We start from the raw sequence: 17,656 nt of genomic DNA, 5'->3' as shown, positions 1-17,656 counted from the left end.
GTTAATAAGTATGGAAATATTCCTGAATCACTGCCGGATTCGTCGTTTTCGTCAATGCCAGCATCAGCAGAATACGTGATTTCGCCGGATTCAGCGAATCGGAGACCAAACCTGGCTGACTGGCGTCCGGCGGAACGACACCGCTGCCGGTACGGCTGGAACGAACAACAATGATCCCTTTACTTTCCGCTTTGCGGATGCCGGCGTTACTGCGTTTGGAGACGCTGCCTGCGCCCATGCCCGCATACACGATTCCTTTGACGCCATGCGCTATCGCCGCATCATACATGTATTCAGGATCGTCCTGATAGCCATAAATGATATCGACCGCCGGCAGTTTTTCCAGATGAGCCACGTCAAAAACCGAGCGGTTGGTGTGAATCTTGTCCAAACGGTTCTGGTAATAGATTTTGTCGCCGATAATCACGCCAAGGTAACCTTCTTCCGGCGCTTTGAACGTGTCCAGCGTTGATGCGTTGGTTTTACTGATAAAACGCGCGGATCCGATACGGTCATTCAGTACAACCATCACACCGCGGCCACGCGCATTTTTATCTGCCGCGACCTTCACCGCACCATACAGGTTCATCGGACCATCTGCGCTGATCGAGGTTGCAGGGCGCATAGACGCAGCGAAAACAACGGGTTTATCGCTTTTTACCGTCAGGTTGAGGAAATAAGGCGACTCATCCAGCGTATCCGTACCGTGCGTGATGACGATACCATCAACATCATCGCTCGCCAGCAGTTCATTGACCTTTTTGCTCAGTTTCAGCAAAACATCGCTGGTCATGTCTTCACTACCAATATTGGAAACCTGCTCACCTTTAATGTTGGCCAGCGTTTTCAACTCCGGTACCGCATTAATCAGCGTATCCACGCCTAATGCCCCGGCTTTGTAGCCCGTAGTTTGCGTATTCGCCGCCGCGGAACCGGCAATGGTGCCGCCCGTCGCCAGAATTACAATGTTAGGCAGGTTTTCCGCCGCACTGCTCAGGGCAGAAAAACAGACCAAAACAACCACAAATAATGACTTAAACATCCTTTTCATAACCTATACCAACCTAATTCGCTTAGACGGCAAGCCGAGCCACAACAGCACAGATTAAGAACGACCGCCTGTTAGTTGATGACGTATCCCTCTGCCGACGAAGCGCTGGCATTGGCCCGTATGATGCCCCAGAGCCTTCTGCCTGTATAGCTTTCGTCATAGAATCATTGATATATCTCGTATACTTCAAATTTCCGGCGCGGTTATTCAAAACTAAAAAACAGACCGTGCTGAGCACGGTCTGTTTTACTTCATCATTACTGTATTACTGCTTCAATTCAGGGAACAGAGTACGCTTCAACGCCAGTTCGACGCCACGAATCTCCGCCAGCCCTTTAAGACGTCCAATCGCCGAATAGCCGGGGTTGGTTTTCTTCTTCAGGTCGTCCAGCATCTGATGACCGTGGTCCGGACGCATTGGGATCGGGCGTAAATCTCCCGCATTCTGGCGGCGTAACTCTTCCGTCAAAATCGCTTTGATTACCGCCACCATGTCCACGTCCCCTTGCAGATGAGCGCCTTCATGGAAAGTTTTCGGGTTTTGCTCCCGGCAGGTTGCGCGCAGATGGGTAAAGTGAATGCGATCGCCGAAGGTTTCAATCATCCGAACCAGATCGTTATCCGCCCGTACGCCGTAAGAACCCGTACACATGGTAAAACCGTTATTGATGCTGTCCACGGTCTGCTTCAGCCAGTGCATATCATCAATAGTAGAAACCACGCGCGGCAGTCCCAGGATCGGACGCGGCGGATCGTCAGGATGAATCGCCAGACGAATCCCGGCTTCTTCCGCAACCGGAACAATTTGCTGTAGAAAATACCCCAGATGCTCACGCAGCTTCGCATGATCGATGCCGTCATATTCCGCCAGACGTTCGTGGAATTGTTCCAGCGTATAGCCTTCTTCCGAACCCGGCAGACCCGCAATGATATTTGCCGTCAGCCGGGCAATATCCTCTTCACTCATTGCCTTGAAATAGGCCCCGGCCTGTGTCTGCTCTTCAGGCGTATAGTCACGTTCGGCGCCGACGCGTTTCAGAATGTGCAGTTCAAACGCGGCAAAGGCGATCTGATCGAATCGCAGCGCCTTAGAACCATCTGGCAACACATACTCCAGATCGGTTCTGGTCCAATCCAGCACGGGCATAAAGTTATAGCAGACGGTATCGATGCCGCAGTGCGCCAGATTGCGCAATGATTGCTGATAGTTGGCGATATAATGCGGGTAATTCCCCGTCTGCGTTTTGATCGCTTCATGTACCGGAACGCTTTCCACCACCGACCATACCAGCCCTTTAGCCTTCAGTTCGGCTTTGCGTTTTTCAATTTCCTCAACCGACCAGACTTCACCATTGGGAATATGATGCAGTGCCGTGACCACGCCTGTAGCCCCCGCCTGCCGAACGTCATCAAGTGAGACGGGATCTTTCGGACCGTACCAACGCCAGGTTTGTTCCATACAGAGTTACCTTTTCGATCTTTTAAAGAGATAACCAAAGCCTACATCAACCGATTTTCGTGTCAAACAAAAAACCAAATTGGTTGATCAGTTGCACAAAAATAGCTAATTTTGGACAAACAAATTTTATTTAAGGCCAGTAAGCTTTACATTAATCCCCATATTCATCTCAAAAAAGCCTTTAATTGAGCATTATTTATACAGTTACGCCATTTTGGTCTGACATATTTATTATACTTTCCCGGCGCACGCACAAACAGCACAGTCAGGGGAAAGGATACTCAGAGGGGTCGTATGAAAACCGTTATTGCCGAAAAAACGTCATCAAGCAAAGAAAGCACTATTGGAACGTCAGCCAATGCTGCGATCAATATCGCCACGCATCCCTTACCGGCTGAAATATCACAACCGCGCTACGACCGTAAAGCGTTGAAAAGTCGTATCGTACACATTGGTTTTGGCGCGTTTCACCGTGCGCACCAGGCCCTGTTTACCGATCGGGTGCTCAATCAACAGGGCGGCGACTGGGGTATCTGTGAAGTCAACCTGTTCGGCAGTGAAAACCTGTTTAAAAGCCTGCGCCAACAGGCACACCGCTACAGCGTGCTGGAGAAAGGCGCTGGCAGCCATCAGGCGATAATTATCGGGTCAGTCAATGAATCCCTGCATGCGCGGCTGGAAGGTATAACGGCGGTAATAGAAAAATTGGCAGAACCACAGGTTGCCATTGTTTCAATGACGGTTACCGAAAAAGGCTACTGTATCGACCGCAGTACCGGAAATCTGGATCGGGCAAATCCGTTGATCAAGATGGATCTGGAAATGCCGGATGCGCCGGCATCGGCGCCGGGCGTTCTGGTGGAAGCGCTGCGGGTTCGCCGCGAACGCGGTTTGCCGCCTTTCACGCTGCTTTCCTGCGACAACATGCCGGAAAATGGACATATCCTGAAAAGCGCGGTGCTCGAGCTGGCGCAATTGAGATCGACCGAACTCGCCAGTTGGATTGAAATGCACGCGTCGTTCCCCAATACCATGGTCGACCGTATCGTTCCTGCCGCAACACCGGAAACATTGCAGGAAATCGCCGATACGCTGGGCATCAATGACCCATGCGGCATTGCCTGTGAACCGTTTATCCAATGGGTGGTGGAAGATAACTTCGTCGCCGGACGTCCCGCCTGGGAACTCGCCGGCGCACAGCTGGTCGACGATGTACTGCCGTTTGAAGAAATGAAATTGCGCATGCTGAACGGCAGCCACTCCTTTCTTGCCTATCTCGGCTATCTCGCAGGCTATCAGCACATCAACGACTGCATGACAGACGACAATTACCGCCGTGCCGCCCACTACCTGATGCTAAATGAGCAGGCGCCGACCCTGCGGGTGACGGGGGTCGATCTGGCTGACTATGCAGACCGGCTCATTACCCGTTATGAAAATCCATCGTTGCAGCACCGGACCTGGCAAATCGCCATGGACGGCACGCAAAAATTACCGCAGCGCATGCTGGATTCGATTCGCTGGCATCTTCGTAACGGCAGCGATTACCGCTGTTTGCTGCTGGGGGTAGCGGGCTGGATACGCTATGTCAGCGGTACTGACGATGCCGGTCAGGCTATCGATATACGCGATCCGATGGCGGAACAACTTCAAGCCATTGTCAGTGCGACGGAAGAGGGTGAACCGCGCGTTCGCGGACTGCTGGCGCTGACGGCGGTATTTGGGGAAGATTTACCGCAAAATGAAGCGTTTGTCGCGCAGCTGATTAAGGCTTACCAAACCCTTCAGACTCGTGGCGCCAAAGCGGCGGTAGCGGAACTGTTTTAGCCCCGATTCCGGATTGAAGCCGGTGACGGCCAATTCGGTACATCACGCATAAAAAGAGGTTTTCCCTGACGTAACAGAACTGAGTCAGGAATCGCTGAATCCACCGTTATGTGGATTCAGCGCCGTTCATAACTCCATCCGTGGAATAGATTCAAATAAGTAGCCGTCGAATGCGGGATCGTCCACATTTGAGATTTCCAGCAGTTTATCCTTCACATTTTCCAGATGCTGCCACATCGCCTGACGGGCTAATTTCGCGTCGCGCCGGGAGACGGCTCGCAGAATGGTTTCATGATCGTCAAGCCACTGGCGCTGGTAGCTGAAATCATCCGTATGGGAGTGGATGCCCTGCCACATCGGGCTGCGTTTACGCGCCTGCCACACCTCATACACCATATTGGCCAGTACGCTGTTCTGCGTTGACTGTGCCAACAGACAGTGAAACTGTTCGTCAGCGCTTTCGTCCACGCTGCCGTTTTCCAGGGAAATTTTTTCCTGCTCAATGGCCTGACGCATCTTGATGATGTCGCTTTTAGTCGCCTGCATGGCGGCAAAGGCCGCGACCTCGCTCTCCAGTAACTGACGGGCCTGCATCAGTTCAAACGGGCCATAACCGCTGTCCGCTTCATGGTTTTTTTCCAATGCCTCGGGAATTTGCATGACATAAACACCGGAACCCTTGCGTACTTCCACCAGCTTTTCCAGTTCCAGCATGATCAAGGCTTCACGCACCACGCTACGGCTAACGTTAAACACTTCGGCAATATCCCGCTCCGGAGGCAGACGATCGCCAATCTGATATTTCCCTTCCAGTATTTCGGCCCGGATATTGCCGCCAATTTGCTGATATAACCGCATACTACCCTATCCTTTTATCAGACGTCCGCCATAACCTTAAATTGGCCAGACCAAAAAAGCCAACCAGTCACCCAATTAGCCTAAAGTATAACACGAAGCCCGGAAACACCGTCCATGGAAAACATGGCATAAATAGCAGGTTGGTACGCCTGAAACACATTCAGATAGCTGGCGGCATGGGAACGCTTTTATACTATACCCAATCGATTTCGAGAGGCAGGAAGGTAACCAATACACCCGCGACCTGAAAGATGAGGGAATAGGTATTGAATGATTTTTATGCCGATTACCGATGATTCACGTTACGCTTCAGATAAAAGGATAACGACGACGGATGCTGCAACGATCATCAATGGAAAAGCCGACTTTCTTCTCTGATATCCCGACAAAGGTAATAAACCGTTTCTCCGGCCTGATTGTCGCCGTTTGCCTGCTTTTGATGGCGGGTTGCAGCGGCAAACAACATGACATGATGCCGCTCGGGCAATCGTCATTTGCCCGTTATCAACAGGAGACGACAAGCTGGGTCGCTCAGCACCGGGCATTCCAGACCAATGATAAGGGCATGGAGCTGAGCTGGAATACGCCGCAGGAAGCACATCCCGCGGGTCCGGTGACGAAAGGAATGCTGCTGGTTCACGGACTGGGCGATGCGCCCGGCTCCTTTACCGATATCACGTCACAGCTGGCCGCACAGGGTTTTCTGGTCAGAACCGTCCTGCTGCCGGGGCATGGGACGCGTCCGGCAGATCTGCTGCACATCACCGTCGACGACTGGCGCAGAGTCGTCGCCGAACAGGCGGCGATCCTCAGTAAAGACGTAAATGAAATTTATTTGGGCGGATTTTCCACCGGCGGCAATCTGGTGCTGGAATATGCCCTCGAACACCCTGAAATCCAAGGACTGGTGCTGTTTTCTCCCGCCATCAAATCCAATGAAAAGTACGATTTCCTGACGCCGGTGTTGTCGGTTTTCACCGACTGGCTGCTTAAACCCCGCCCCGGTTACCCCGAACAGTTGGCAACGCGCTACATGGTGGTCCCAACCAACGGTTTCGCTCAGTTCTATTATTCCAGCCGGGCAGTACGGTCACGGCTGGCGGATAAAACCTATGACAAACCTGTGTTAATGGTGCTGACTGAGCATGACTCGGTGCTGGATAGCGCCTACCTGTTTGATCTGTTCGACAGAAAATTCACCCATTCGCGTAGCCGGCTTATCTGGTATGGCGATCCCCCTGCCCACCCCCATTCTTCACGCGTGCTAATCCGCAGCGATCGCCTGCCCGAATGGCGTATCAGCCAGTTTTCACACATGTCGGTGCTGTTCTCGCCGGAAAATAAAACATATGGTCTGACTGGTACGGTGATTATCTGCGCCAACGGACAGACCCATGCCAATCCGCAGCAGTGTCAGGACAGAAATGCGCTGTGGTACTCCGACTGGGGCTATCAGGAAGATGGCAAAACCCACATACGCCTGACCTTTAATCCCTATTTCAACTGGCAAACGCAGGTCATGAACAACGTATTGGCAGACGACTGACGCGCCGCTTTTGGCCAGGTGTCATTATTCGGTCATCAAAATCGCCTATGTTGAGGTCAGAATAGTCACCATCCAAGAGATATCATGACCGGTATGTCTGCCCCTTGCCTTCAACCCAGCATCTGGGCCCAGCCCAAAGCGCAGGATCTTTGTATCCCGACGCCAGACGTTTCACCCGATACCGATAATGCCACGGTGTTACAGCTGTTCGGCAAAAACAAAGAGTTGGTCAGTCTGCCCGTCGTCGAAAATGGCCGACCTTTCGGGCTGATTAACCGTCATATTTTTATGTCGCAAATGTCCCGGCCTTTTTACCGTGAGCTCTATGATAAAAAGAGCTGCATTGCGTTTATGGATAAGAATCCGTTGATTATCGATGCCTCGGCATCGTTGAGTACCGTCGCGGATCAAACGGTCATTACCGGCGACAAATCACTGACCGATGGTTTTATCATTACCAAAAACGGCCGCTACATCGGTATCGGTTTAGGGATTGATCTGATCAAAGCGGTTTCCGCCATGCACGTGCAGCAGCATCAGCAGATTATGCAAAGCATTGAGTATGCCCGCGTGATTCAGGAAGCGATGTTGGCTACGTCGCGGCAAGCCATGTCCCGCTCGCTGGCGGAATGGTGTCTGACATGGGAACCGCGCGACTGCGTCGGAGGCGATTGCTATTACTTCAAAACCTACCAGGGCGGTTGGCTGGCGGTGGTCGCGGATTGTACCGGACACGGTGTGCCCGGCGCCTTTATGACGCTGATTTTTTCCTCTGCACTGGAACAGTCTCTGACTCAGTATGGCCCGGAAATACCGGCGCTGCTGCTTCAGGGGATTAATCAGCATATCAAAGACACTCTTGGGCAGCGTGATGAAGAACATCAGTCCTCCTCCAACGACGGCTGCGACGCGATTGTGATGTTTTGCAATACCGCTGAAAATACGCTTTCCTGGGCCAACGCCCGCATGGCCGCGTTCAGAGTGGCCCGGCAAACCCGACAGGTAAGCGTACTCGAGATCGACCGGATGGGGGTCGGCTATACCAATACCCCCTACCATTATCAGTGGCCGAACCACCAACTGACGCTAAACGATGGCGACCTTGTATTTACCACCACCGACGGGCTGACGGATCAAGTCGGTGGCGAACGGCGCATCATGTTCGGCAAACGCCATTTGCAGGCGTTCTTGCTGCATCATCAGGAACGGCCGATGCGTGAGCTTGCAAGCCAACTATTACAAGAACATCGAACATATCAGGGGCATCAGATAAGAAGGGACGATCTGACTTTTTGGGGCTTTCGATACTTTTCGACATTGGCTTAATCAGGTGGAGCAAGATCATGTCAGAGATTAAGTACACCGAATTATTCGACGCCACACACCAGCACGACATCACCCTGTATTACGTCGGGTACTTCTCACAGAACATTATTAGTTCATTGGCTGAAACGGTGCGGTTACAGCTTGAAAAAAAACAGGTTCCCGCCGGCATCCGCAGGAAACTGTTTTCTGCTTTTATTGAAATGGTACAGAATATTATCCGCTATTCCGCTACCGATTTAGCCATCGTTAATCAACCGAATGAAGTCCGCCATGGTTCTGTCTGCATTGGTTTTGAAAACGGAAAATATTTCTTACTCTCTGCAAATCAAGTTCACCCGGATGATATCGAAAAGCTGCGGATACGCCTTGAACCCTTGCGCTATATGACAATCGATGAAATCAAGCACGCTTACAAGGCCTCACTGCGCGATAAAACGCCGCCATGGAGCAAAGGCGCCGATATGGGATTACTGACTGTCGCACGTGATGCCAGCGAACCGCTTCAGTTTACTTTTCAGGCGGATTCATCAACGGGACTGTCTACGTTTTATCTGAAGGCGATTATTTGAAATGACACACACAGACAACATGGATAATCTCCATATCGCAGGAACGCCCTGTACTCCGGCCGTAGATTTCGACTTTGACACCCATCGGCTTTCTCTTTCGGGTGAATCCTATCCTGAAAATGCGGCCGCGTTTTATCGCCCCCTGATTGCGCAAATCGAAAATTATCTCAATCAGTGGCTCACCGATACCGATGAGGAAGACGCCTCCCCTCCCCGCCATCCTCCCGCCGCCATCGAGGTTCATGTATCGCTGATTTATTTCAACAGCTCCAGCACCAAGATGCTGTTCAGCCTGTTCAATACGTTAAATCAGGCGGCTGAACAGGGGATCCCGGTGCGCTTGTATTGGTACTACGACAAGGACGATGATATCGCCGAGGAATTCGGCGAAGAGCTGCATATCGATTTTCCGGCACTCACTTTCTACGGTCAAATTTTGGAGTGAATACACCATGAGCACTTTTGAGCTATTTACACCGGAATATGACATCTTGCTCGCCGCCCGTCGCATCGCCAACCAGCAGGACATGCCGGCAGAGGTTTATCGGGATACGCTGCTGGCGCTCACCGAGCACTATCAGCGATTGGTCAGAGAATCCCACCGTTTGATTTCCCGCAGCGACCGTGCAGAAAAAGAATTGAACCGCCTGAATCAGCAGTTGCATAAACTGGCAATCGAACTGGAATACAAAGCCACTCACGATCCGCTGACCAACGTCTACAATCGCGGCGCCATCATTGATCGTATCAACCAAACGCTGGAACATAATCAGGCCGCGCTCATTGTACTGGACATCGATAACTTCAAACGGATCAATGACGTCTATGGCCATCCCACCGGGGATAGCGTCATCCGTGAGTTAATGTCGCGGGTACAAAGCGTGCTGGCGGATACCGGTAGCATCGGCAGAGTCGGCGGTGAGGAGTTCACCATTTTGCTGGATGGTTTTACGCTGAAGCAGGCCGTGATAACCGCCGAAAATATTCACCACAGCCTCAATAAAATGCCGCTGGATGCCTTACCCCAGCAGTTGGTCACCGCCAGCTTCGGCGTTAGCTGGGCGCCGGCCAAAACCGATTTTGACGCGCTTTATGGCGCGGCGGATATCGCCTTGTACCGGGCAAAAAATCAGGGCCGAAACCGGGTTGAGCATCATTGAATCCCAGCGCGATAGCGGGCAACCGTTTCACCCAATTGCCATACCGCCATGGCGTAATGGGTACTGTGGTTGTAACGGGTAATAACATAGAAATTCGGCAACCCATACCAGTATTGGTATCCGCTACCGATATCGAGACGCAGTAAGCTGGCTTCTTCGTAACCGCCCAGCGTGCTTTGCGGCCTTAATCCGGCGGCTTGCAACGTTGCGAGGGAATAACGCGTATTGAAACCGTTGTCCAGCGACGGCGCCTGTCCTGTCGCCGGTACCGCAACAGCCGCTCCGCTAACCCAGCCGTGCGCTTTGAAGTAATTGGCGACGCTGCCAATGGCATCGACCGGATCCCACAGGTTGATATGGCCATTACCATCGAAATCCACCGCATAGTTTTTGAACGATGATGGCATAAACTGCCCATAACCCATCGCTCCGGCATAGGAACCGCGCAGGCTGAGCGGATCATTATCTTCAGTGCGAGCCATCAACAGGAAGGTTTCCAGTTCGCCGGAAAAATACGCGGCACGACGCGGATAGGCAAACGCCAACGTCGCGAGGGCGTCAATGATGCGGGTCTTGCCCATCACTCTGCCCCAACGGGTTTCTACGCCGATAATGCCGACAATAATCTCCGGGGGCACGCCGTAAACTTCCCAGGCACGTTGCAGCGCATCCTGATATTGATCCCAGAACGCCACGCCATTCCGCACGTTATCCGGGGTAATAAACTGATTGCGGTAACGGAGCCACGCGCCGTTCGGTCCTGACGGAACGCCGGCGCTCGGCGCCTGCCGATCCATCAGACGAATCACCCAGTCGAGCCGTTTTGTCTGCGCCAACACATCGTGCAACTGCTGGCGGTCGAAACCATGCTCTCTCACCATCTTGTCAACAAAGGCTGACGTTGTCGGATTAAAGGCAAAATCACCGTCCTGCAAATGGCCCACATGCGCAGGCTCAAGCAAAAAACCACCTTTGACAGCAGCGGTGCCCTGAGGCGCTTCCACTGAAGGCGTTGGCTTACTACTACAGGCACAGAGCACAGCAAACAGTGGAAGAAGAGTCACCAAATGACGCATCGGATATCCGTATAACCAGGTAAAGAAGAGTAGCGGCTATGGTAAAACATTGCCTGACATGAAAAAACCAGAATATGCGCTCATTGATGCGCCCTGTCCTAATGAGTGACAGGGGCGTGGCTTATCAGTTTTTTTTCACAAACTCGGATTTCAGTTTCATCGCACCAAAACCATCAATCTTACAATCAATGTTATGGTCGCCTTCCACCAGACGAATGCCTTTTACGCGAGTGCCAATCTTCAGCGATGAAGAACTGCCCTTTACCTTCAGATCCTTAATCACCGTAACGGTATCGCCATCGGCCAGCAGATTACCGTTGGCGTCTCTGACGATCAGCCCGTCTTCCTGAACAGCCTCTTCACCGCCAGCCGCCCACTCATGACCACATTCAGGGCAGTTAAGCATTTCGCCATCCTGCCAGGTATATTCGGAACTGCATTTTGGGCAATTCGGTAACGGCTGCATCATTAAACTCCTGAAAAAATAATAATAAAGATAAATAAAATCATACGGTAATTACCACATAGTCGCTATTTTACCTTTTTATGATGTTTTTTGATAGTGATGCAGGATTTGTGACATTTTTATGCAAAGACAAAGCGATGCTTCAACGTACCTTATTGACGCTTATCGTAAAAAACAGCAGCCATAATTACCCGGACATTTTGCCACAGCCCACGCCGTGGATTACTCTGATACAGATTGCCAGATTGGATCCGGTATAACATTCGGGGTCCGTCATTGATCTCTCATTAAAGGATTGGGAAATGAAACTTTTCATCTACGAACATTGTCCATTTTGCGCCAGAGCCAGCATGATTTTTGGGCTGAAAGACATTCCTTTCGAGCCGTGCATTATCATGGAAGGCGACGTGGAGACCCCTACCCGTATGGTCGGACGCAAAGTCGTACCTATTCTTCAAAAGGACGATGGCAGCTACATGCCGGAAAGTATGGACATCGTTCACTATGTGGACAGCCTCAAAGCGCCGCTGGTGGCGGATAAACCGGTAGACCCGGCGATCGAGGCATGGAGCAAAGCGGCCGCGGGCACCATTTTCAACCTGGCCGTTCCTCGCTTCACCAAAGCTGACTTTAAGGAACTGGCCCAGCCTGAAGCTCGTCAGGCCTATCTGCAACGCGAAGAGAAAGCCTTTGGCGATCTGGATGCCCTGCTTGCCGATACCCCGGCAATGATCTCAGACGTTCAGCAACAGCTCGCGGCGCTTGAACCTCTGCTGGCGCAGCACGCCGACATCTCTACCACGGATTTCATTCTGTTCCCGATTCTCCGTTCGCTGACCATCGTGAAAGGCATTAAGCTGGGGCCGAACGTTTCCCGTTATGTCGAACGCGTGGCGAATGCGACCAAGGTCGATCTTCTGACTGATAAAGCGCTGTAATCGTGTCAAAACACCGTCAGTAACCTACTCGTGCTAATCGTGCCTTTACCTGCGACCTCGCGCAAAGGGGAACAGCGTAAGGGCACAAGCGGTAGTCGTGATAACAATATGCTTACTCTGGCGTGTCGTGATCCGCTCGCGTAAACCGATTTTTCTCCTCGCTCAAATCCCCTTCAGTAAATTTTTTTCAGTTACTTAAATAGTGCAATTGATTAACAATCGTTCCTCAACTGCTGGATTCGATGCCGATTGGTCAAGCCAGGCTCCATTCGCTTTATGATTATGTTCCGTAAGTTAGCGATATTTGAACCGCCGTCATTCCCCTGTTCGTTTTTCGTGCAACAAACGCCCCGCGGCGGTGCAACAGCATCACGGTTTACCATTTGATTTTTATTGGAAAATTTACCATTGACAACGTTTTGAATCGCTTCTTATAGTAACCGCGACTTATCCGCAAGAACGCCAACGCTGTCGGCTTGTGGTTATGGCAATAGAGCCCTCGCAATGTCATCCGACGTTGCCGGGCTTTTTTTTTGCTTTTTTTTCAGACCCATTTTCACACCCATTCTTCACACCAACGCCAGGGGTATTTATGTCCAGAATGAAATGTCATTACGCCGCGTTACCGCTCGCACTGGCAGCCGCATTTGCCGTGACCTACTCAGGTATGGCCGGCGCGGCAGAAAAACCGGTAAAAATAGGTTTGCTGGAAGATGCATCAGGTAACTTTGCCTTACCCGTCATACCCAAGATTCATGCGACAGAACTCGCCGTTGAAGAGATCAATGCCAAAGGCGGCATACTCGGCCGTCCGATCGAACTGGTGAAATACGATACGCAATCCGATAACACCCGGTTTCAGCAAATGGCGCGCCGCCTGATTAACAACGACAAAGTCGACGTCATTTTCGGCGCATTTTCCAGCGCCTCACGCGAAGCGATCCGTCCCATTATGGATCGTGAAAAGCAGATGTATTGGTACAACAACCAGTATGAAGGCGGCGTGTGCGACAGTAACGTATTCGTGACCGGCGCCGTCCCGGAACAACAGTTCTCAACGCTGATCCCGTGGATGATGGAGAAATACGGCAAGAAAGTGTACACCATCGCGGCTGACTATAACTTTGGGCAAATCTCCGCCGAATGGGTGCGCAAGATCGTCACAGAAAACGGCGGCACGATGGTGGGTGAGGAATTTATCCCGCTCAGCGTATCGCAGTTTGGTCAAACCATCCAAAACATTCAGAAAGCCAAACCTGACTTTGTGATGACGTTACTGGTCGGCGCCAATCAATCCTCATATTACGAGCAGGCCGCAGCGGCAAAACTCGATCTGCCGATGGGCAGTTCCGTCAACGTCGGCCAGGCTTATGAACATAAACGTTTCAAAGCGCCCGCGCTGAAAGACATGTACATCACCGCCAACTACATTGAAGAAGTGGATACGCCGGCCAGCAACGACTTCAAACAGCGCTTCCGCGCCAAATTCCCTAACGAGCCTTATATCAATCAGGAAGCCGCCAATGCCTATGACGCCGTTTATCTGTACAAGATGGCGGTGGAAAAAGCCGGCAGCACCGATATGGTGGCCGTGCGTAACGCGCTGGAAGCCGGCGATATCTGTACTGACGGCCCATCCGGCCAAGTCTGTATCGATCCGAAAAGTCATCACCTGAGCCACACCATCTATCTGGCCCATGTAAAAGACGACCATTCCATCGAAATACCGAAGGTATGGAACGACATCAAGCCTTACTGGCTGGGTGAAGCAGGCTGCAACCTGCCGGTTAAACCGGATACCAGCCAGTACACCCCGTCTAATCCGCCGAAGGCCTGATTTATGTCCTGCGTCAGAGAGGCGGCCGTTCTCTCCCCTTCTCTCTGACGTCATCTTTTATTTGCTGTGTCAGTCAGGACACCAAGGATTGCCCGCAGATGTTAACGCTATCCTTTCTTTACTCCGTGATTTACCAGTTCGGCGATAACTTCGCCTATCTGGTGCTGGCCGCACTCGGTCTGGCCGTAATTTTCGGCATGATGGGCGTGATCAACCTCGCACACGGCGAATTCATCATGTGCGGCGCCTACGTCACCATTCTGATGAACAAGGCAGGTCTGCCGCTGCCGCTCGCCATGTTGACCGGCACGCTGGCCGCCGCCTTTGCCGGCGGCGTAGTGGAACGACTGGTCGTGCGCCATCTCTATGGCCGCCTGTATGACTCCGTCGTCGCCACCTGGGCCATCAGCCTGATTGTACAGCAGAGCATGTTGCTGATTGCGGGCCCCTCGCTGGAAGGGCTTTCCACCCCTTTCGGCTCATTTACCCTTGGCGATTACTCTTTCGCCACCTATCGGGCCATCCTCCCGCTGATCGCCATTGCCGTACTGATGGTGCTGTATTGGCTGTTTTTCCACACCAATTACGGCGTGTGCGCCCGAGCCACCATTCAAAATGCGCGCATGGCCGCCTGCCTCGGACTGGAAACCGACCGAATCTATACGCTGACCTTCGCCCTCGGCGCCGGACTCGCCGGATTGGCGGGCGCGATCTATGCCCCCACGCTGACGGCCGTACCGACCATGGGAAGCAGTTTTATTGTGCAAGCCTTTGTTTCGGTGGTGGTTGGCGGCGCAAACGTACTGGTTGGCACCATTCCCGCAGCGATGGTGTTAGGGGCAATCCAGACCGGACTCAATTCCTGGTACGGACAGTTAGCGGGGCAGATTGGCCTGTTGCTGACCGCTGTGCTGGTGATCCGCCTGTTGCCGAACGGCGTTGGCAGCCTGTTTACCCGAAACCGTTAGGAGCCTGATGTGACGATGACTTCTGTTAATGTTTCTACTGGCGGCGCGCAAAAACGCAGTCTGAGCAACGGCACACTGATGACCGGGGTCATTCTCGCCGTCGCCCTGCTGCTGCCGCTAGTGCTCGATGACGCGTTGGTCGGTGATTTCGCCTATTTTCTGTTGTGGACTTTTTGCGCTATCGGTCTGGCCGCCATGTGGGGCCACGGCGGCATTCTTTCCTTCGGACAAACCGCTTTCTTCGGGCTGGCGGGCTATACCTACGGCGTGATGACGCTCAATTTTGGCGATGGCGTGCTGGCAACCTGGAGCGGGCTGTTGTTCGCCCTGCTGATGGCGGCGGCGGTCGCCGCCGCGCTGGGTTACCTGATGTTCTACGGTGGCGTTACCGGTATTTTCATCGGCATCGTCACGCTCTCTTTTACGCTGGTGCTCGAAACCTTCATGTCCCAGACCGCGGGACCACAGTGGACCATCGGCAGTGCACGCCTCAACGGCTTCAACGGTATGTCCGGGATGCCGCCGCTCTCGCTGCCCGGTCTGGACGGTGAACGGTTTACGCTGGAGGGAAATGCCTTTTACTACCTGATTGTCCTGCTGCTGGCCGCTATTTATTGGGGCGTTCGCCGTCTGCTGCGCTCCAATTTCGGCTTAACGCTGGCCTCCATTCGTGAAAATCCCCGCCGGGCGGAAATGCTCGGAATAGACATCCGCCGTTATCAACTGCTGGTCTTCATTCTGGGCGGCGTTCTATCCGGGTTATCCGGCGCGCTTTACACCATCTGGGGCTCTTACATCACGCCGTCATCCATGGGACTGACCGCCGCCGCCATGCCGGTTATCTGGGTCGCCACCGCCGGGCGCAAAAATATCTTCGGCACCGTGGTCATCACCGCGCTGATGGTATGGCTGTCACAGTGGCTGGCGGTCTATGGCAGTGAATACGCCATGATCCTGCTGGGTTTTATCCTGCTGTTTGTGGTTCTGGCCGCGCCAAATGGATTGCTGCCGTGGCTGGCGGAAAAAATCAGCCGTCTGACCGCCAAACATCAAACCGATCGCGATACACAACATAACGATGTGCAACATAAAGGGGCACAGCCATGAACCAGACACCCCAGGAACTGATCCTTGAAACCAAAGGGCTGAGCAAACGCTTTGGCGGCGTTCAGGTGATTAATCAGGTGGACATGCAAATCCACCGCGGCGAAGTGCGCTGTGTCATCGGTCCGAACGGAGCGGGGAAAAGCACGTTTTTCAAATTGCTCACCGGGGAGCATACGCCAAGCGGCGGTGAAATCCGTTTCTTTGAAAATCGGCTGAATACGCTCGCCCCCTTTCAACGCATCCAGATGGGTATGAGCATCAAATTTCAGATTCCTGGCATTTTTCCCGACCTCAGCGTGGAACAACATTTGCAACTGTCTTTAAACCACCTGCGGCCACAGGTTCGGCATGAGGCCGCCGGCATCGATGAACTGCTGCACCGGTTCAAGCTAAGCGCAGAAAGGCGTCAACTGGCGGGAAATTTATCACACGGCAAAAAACAGTGGCTGGAAATCGCCATGGCCGTTTCGCTGCGACCGGCACTGCTGATGCTTGACGAACCGGTGGCGGGGTTATCGGTGGAAGAAACCTATCTCACCGGTGAATTGATTAAACAGATGCAGCAGGACGGCCTGACGCTGATGGTGGTGGAACACGATATGACCTTTGTACGCCAAATCGCATCACGGGTCACCGTGCTGCACGGCGGCAGAGTGTTTGCCGATGGTGAAGCCGCACAGGTACTGGCACAGGACGATGTCGCGGACATTTATTTGGGGAAAGCCGGATGAACGACGTGTTATTGCAGGTAAATGGTGTCACCGGCGGCTACGGCGGCGGACAAGTATTGAATGGCGCGACGCTGCAACTGCATGCCGCCGAAGTTTTAGGGGTGATTGGCCGTAACGGCGTCGGTAAAACCACGCTGATGCGCACCCTGATTGGTTCAGTGCCCGTCAGGCAGGGCAGCATCATGCTGGGGGAAACCGATATCACGCAGGCGACCTCGCAGCGCCGGGCCAGACTGGGCATTGGCTATGTTCCACAGGGGCGCGAAATATTCAGCGGCTTAACGGTGGCGGAAAACCTTCAGGTTGGTATGCAGTTTGTCCGCGAGCACCGCGAATTCGCCCAGGATCTGCTGGAGCGGGTACTGGAGTATTTCCCTATTTTACGTCAGCGGCTGAAACAGAAGGCCGGCACCATGAGCGGCGGCGAACAACAGCAGTTGGCCATCGCCCGGGCGCTGGTCGGTTCACCCAAAGTATTACTGCTTGATGAGCCGTCTGAAGGGGTACAGCCCTCCATTGTCCACATCATTGCCGACACGCTGGTGCGTATCGCCCGTGAACTGCGGGTCGCCGTGATTCTGGTCGAACAGGATATCGCCATGATCCAACGCGCCGCTCAGCGCTGTTGTGTGATGGATAAAGGTCAGGTGATTGAAATCCTGACGCAACCCCTGCTTTCCGATGACCTTTTGATGCGCCGTCATCTGGCGTTGTGATCCGTCACGCCCGGATGTCTG

The 17,656-nt window shown here is 52.9% G+C and carries 17 protein-coding genes; 12 read left to right on the top strand and 5 right to left on the bottom strand.

The features are described from left to right. Nucleotide 1: 1 nt before the first annotated feature. Nucleotides 2–1,051, bottom strand: a complete 1,050-nt coding sequence (locus DDT52_RS06775) for a type II asparaginase (protein WP_210732685.1) — start codon at nt 1,049–1,051, stop codon at nt 2–4. 265 nt (nt 1,052–1,316) lie between these two features. Beyond that, on the bottom strand, nt 1,317–2,510 hold the full coding sequence (gene uxuA, locus DDT52_RS06770) for a mannonate dehydratase (RefSeq protein WP_136155678.1): 1,194 nt from the start codon (nt 2,508–2,510) through the stop codon (nt 1,317–1,319). Nucleotides 2,511–2,804: 294 nt separating this feature from the next. Between uxuA and DDT52_RS06765 the strand changes: the two genes are divergently transcribed. After that, on the top strand, nt 2,805–4,337 hold the full coding sequence (locus DDT52_RS06765; RefSeq protein WP_136155677.1) for a mannitol dehydrogenase family protein: 1,533 nt from the start codon (nt 2,805–2,807) through the stop codon (nt 4,335–4,337). A 126-nt stretch (nt 4,338–4,463) separates the two neighbouring features. On the opposite strand, the gene DDT52_RS06760 is transcribed toward DDT52_RS06765, so the two are convergent. Beyond that, entirely contained in the window at nt 4,464–5,195 is a 732-nt protein-coding gene (locus DDT52_RS06760) for an FCD domain-containing protein (RefSeq protein WP_136155676.1), read from the bottom strand. Between the two features lie 439 nt (nt 5,196–5,634). Between DDT52_RS06760 and DDT52_RS06755 the strand changes: the two genes are divergently transcribed. The 5 genes from DDT52_RS06755 (at nt 5,635) to DDT52_RS06735 (ending at nt 9,796) form a co-directional block, all read left to right on the top strand. Further along, the gene (locus DDT52_RS06755) at nt 5,635–6,741 is read left to right on the top strand and encodes an alpha/beta hydrolase (RefSeq protein WP_247595498.1); all 1,107 of its coding nucleotides are present in this window, start codon (nt 5,635–5,637) and stop codon (nt 6,739–6,741) included. An 84-nt stretch (nt 6,742–6,825) separates the two neighbouring features. Next, nucleotides 6,826–8,067 (top strand): SpoIIE family protein phosphatase, encoded by a 1,242-nt coding sequence (locus tag DDT52_RS06750; RefSeq protein WP_136155674.1) that lies wholly within the window; start codon nt 6,826–6,828, stop codon nt 8,065–8,067. Nucleotides 8,068–8,084: 17 nt separating this feature from the next. After that, nucleotides 8,085–8,636 carry a SiaB family protein kinase gene (locus DDT52_RS06745; RefSeq protein ID WP_210732684.1) on the top strand — a complete coding sequence of 184 codons (552 nt, stop codon included), beginning with the start codon at nt 8,085–8,087 and terminating at the stop codon, nt 8,634–8,636. A 1-nt stretch (nt 8,637) separates the two neighbouring features. Beyond that, entirely contained in the window at nt 8,638–9,081 is a 444-nt protein-coding gene (locus DDT52_RS06740; protein WP_210732683.1) for a DUF1987 domain-containing protein, read from the top strand. Between the two features lie 7 nt (nt 9,082–9,088). Continuing rightward, nucleotides 9,089–9,796, top strand: coding sequence for a GGDEF domain-containing protein (locus DDT52_RS06735; protein WP_136155673.1), 708 nt, complete (start codon nt 9,089–9,091; stop codon nt 9,794–9,796). Here DDT52_RS06735 and mltB read toward each other — a convergent pair. Both mltB and DDT52_RS06725 read right to left on the bottom strand, forming a co-directional pair. Then, the gene (gene mltB, locus DDT52_RS06730) at nt 9,790–10,872 is read right to left on the bottom strand and encodes a lytic murein transglycosylase B (RefSeq protein ID WP_136155672.1); all 1,083 of its coding nucleotides are present in this window, start codon (nt 10,870–10,872) and stop codon (nt 9,790–9,792) included. The two genes, DDT52_RS06735 and mltB, sit on opposite strands and share 7 nt — an antisense overlap. A gap of 124 nt (nt 10,873–10,996) precedes the next feature. Continuing rightward, nucleotides 10,997–11,338 carry a zinc ribbon domain-containing protein YjdM gene (locus DDT52_RS06725; RefSeq protein ID WP_136155835.1) on the bottom strand — a complete coding sequence of 114 codons (342 nt, stop codon included), beginning with the start codon at nt 11,336–11,338 and terminating at the stop codon, nt 10,997–10,999. 302 nt (nt 11,339–11,640) lie between these two features. On the opposite strand from DDT52_RS06725, the gene grxB reads away from it, so the two are divergent. The 6 genes from grxB (at nt 11,641) to DDT52_RS06695 (ending at nt 17,635) form a co-directional block, all read left to right on the top strand. Next, complete coding sequence (grxB, locus tag DDT52_RS06720) at nt 11,641–12,276, top strand: glutaredoxin 2 (protein WP_136155671.1); 636 nt, start codon at nt 11,641–11,643, stop codon at nt 12,274–12,276. Nucleotides 12,277–12,868: 592 nt separating this feature from the next. Continuing rightward, nucleotides 12,869–14,113, top strand: coding sequence for an urea ABC transporter substrate-binding protein (locus tag DDT52_RS06715; RefSeq protein WP_247595496.1), 1,245 nt, complete (start codon nt 12,869–12,871; stop codon nt 14,111–14,113). A 98-nt stretch (nt 14,114–14,211) separates the two neighbouring features. Next, nucleotides 14,212–15,081, top strand: a complete 870-nt coding sequence (locus DDT52_RS06710) for an ABC transporter permease subunit (RefSeq protein ID WP_136155670.1) — start codon at nt 14,212–14,214, stop codon at nt 15,079–15,081. A gap of 78 nt (nt 15,082–15,159) precedes the next feature. After that, on the top strand, nt 15,160–16,188 hold the full coding sequence (locus DDT52_RS06705) for a branched-chain amino acid ABC transporter permease (protein ID WP_425591537.1): 1,029 nt from the start codon (nt 15,160–15,162) through the stop codon (nt 16,186–16,188). Next, complete coding sequence (locus DDT52_RS06700) at nt 16,185–16,919, top strand: ABC transporter ATP-binding protein (RefSeq protein WP_136155668.1); 735 nt, start codon at nt 16,185–16,187, stop codon at nt 16,917–16,919. Before DDT52_RS06705 ends, DDT52_RS06700 begins: the two co-directional genes overlap by 4 nt. Beyond that, nucleotides 16,916–17,635 (top strand): ABC transporter ATP-binding protein, encoded by a 720-nt coding sequence (locus DDT52_RS06695; protein ID WP_136155667.1) that lies wholly within the window; start codon nt 16,916–16,918, stop codon nt 17,633–17,635. Before DDT52_RS06700 ends, DDT52_RS06695 begins: the two co-directional genes overlap by 4 nt. The last annotated feature ends 21 nt before the right edge of the window (nt 17,636–17,656 follow it).

The organism is Brenneria roseae subsp. roseae, from assembly GCF_003115845.1.
GTDB lineage: Bacteria > Pseudomonadota > Gammaproteobacteria > Enterobacterales > Enterobacteriaceae > Brenneria > Brenneria roseae.
Note: the sequence above shows the minus strand (reverse complement) of the source record. Positions and strands in the feature narration are given on the sequence as shown.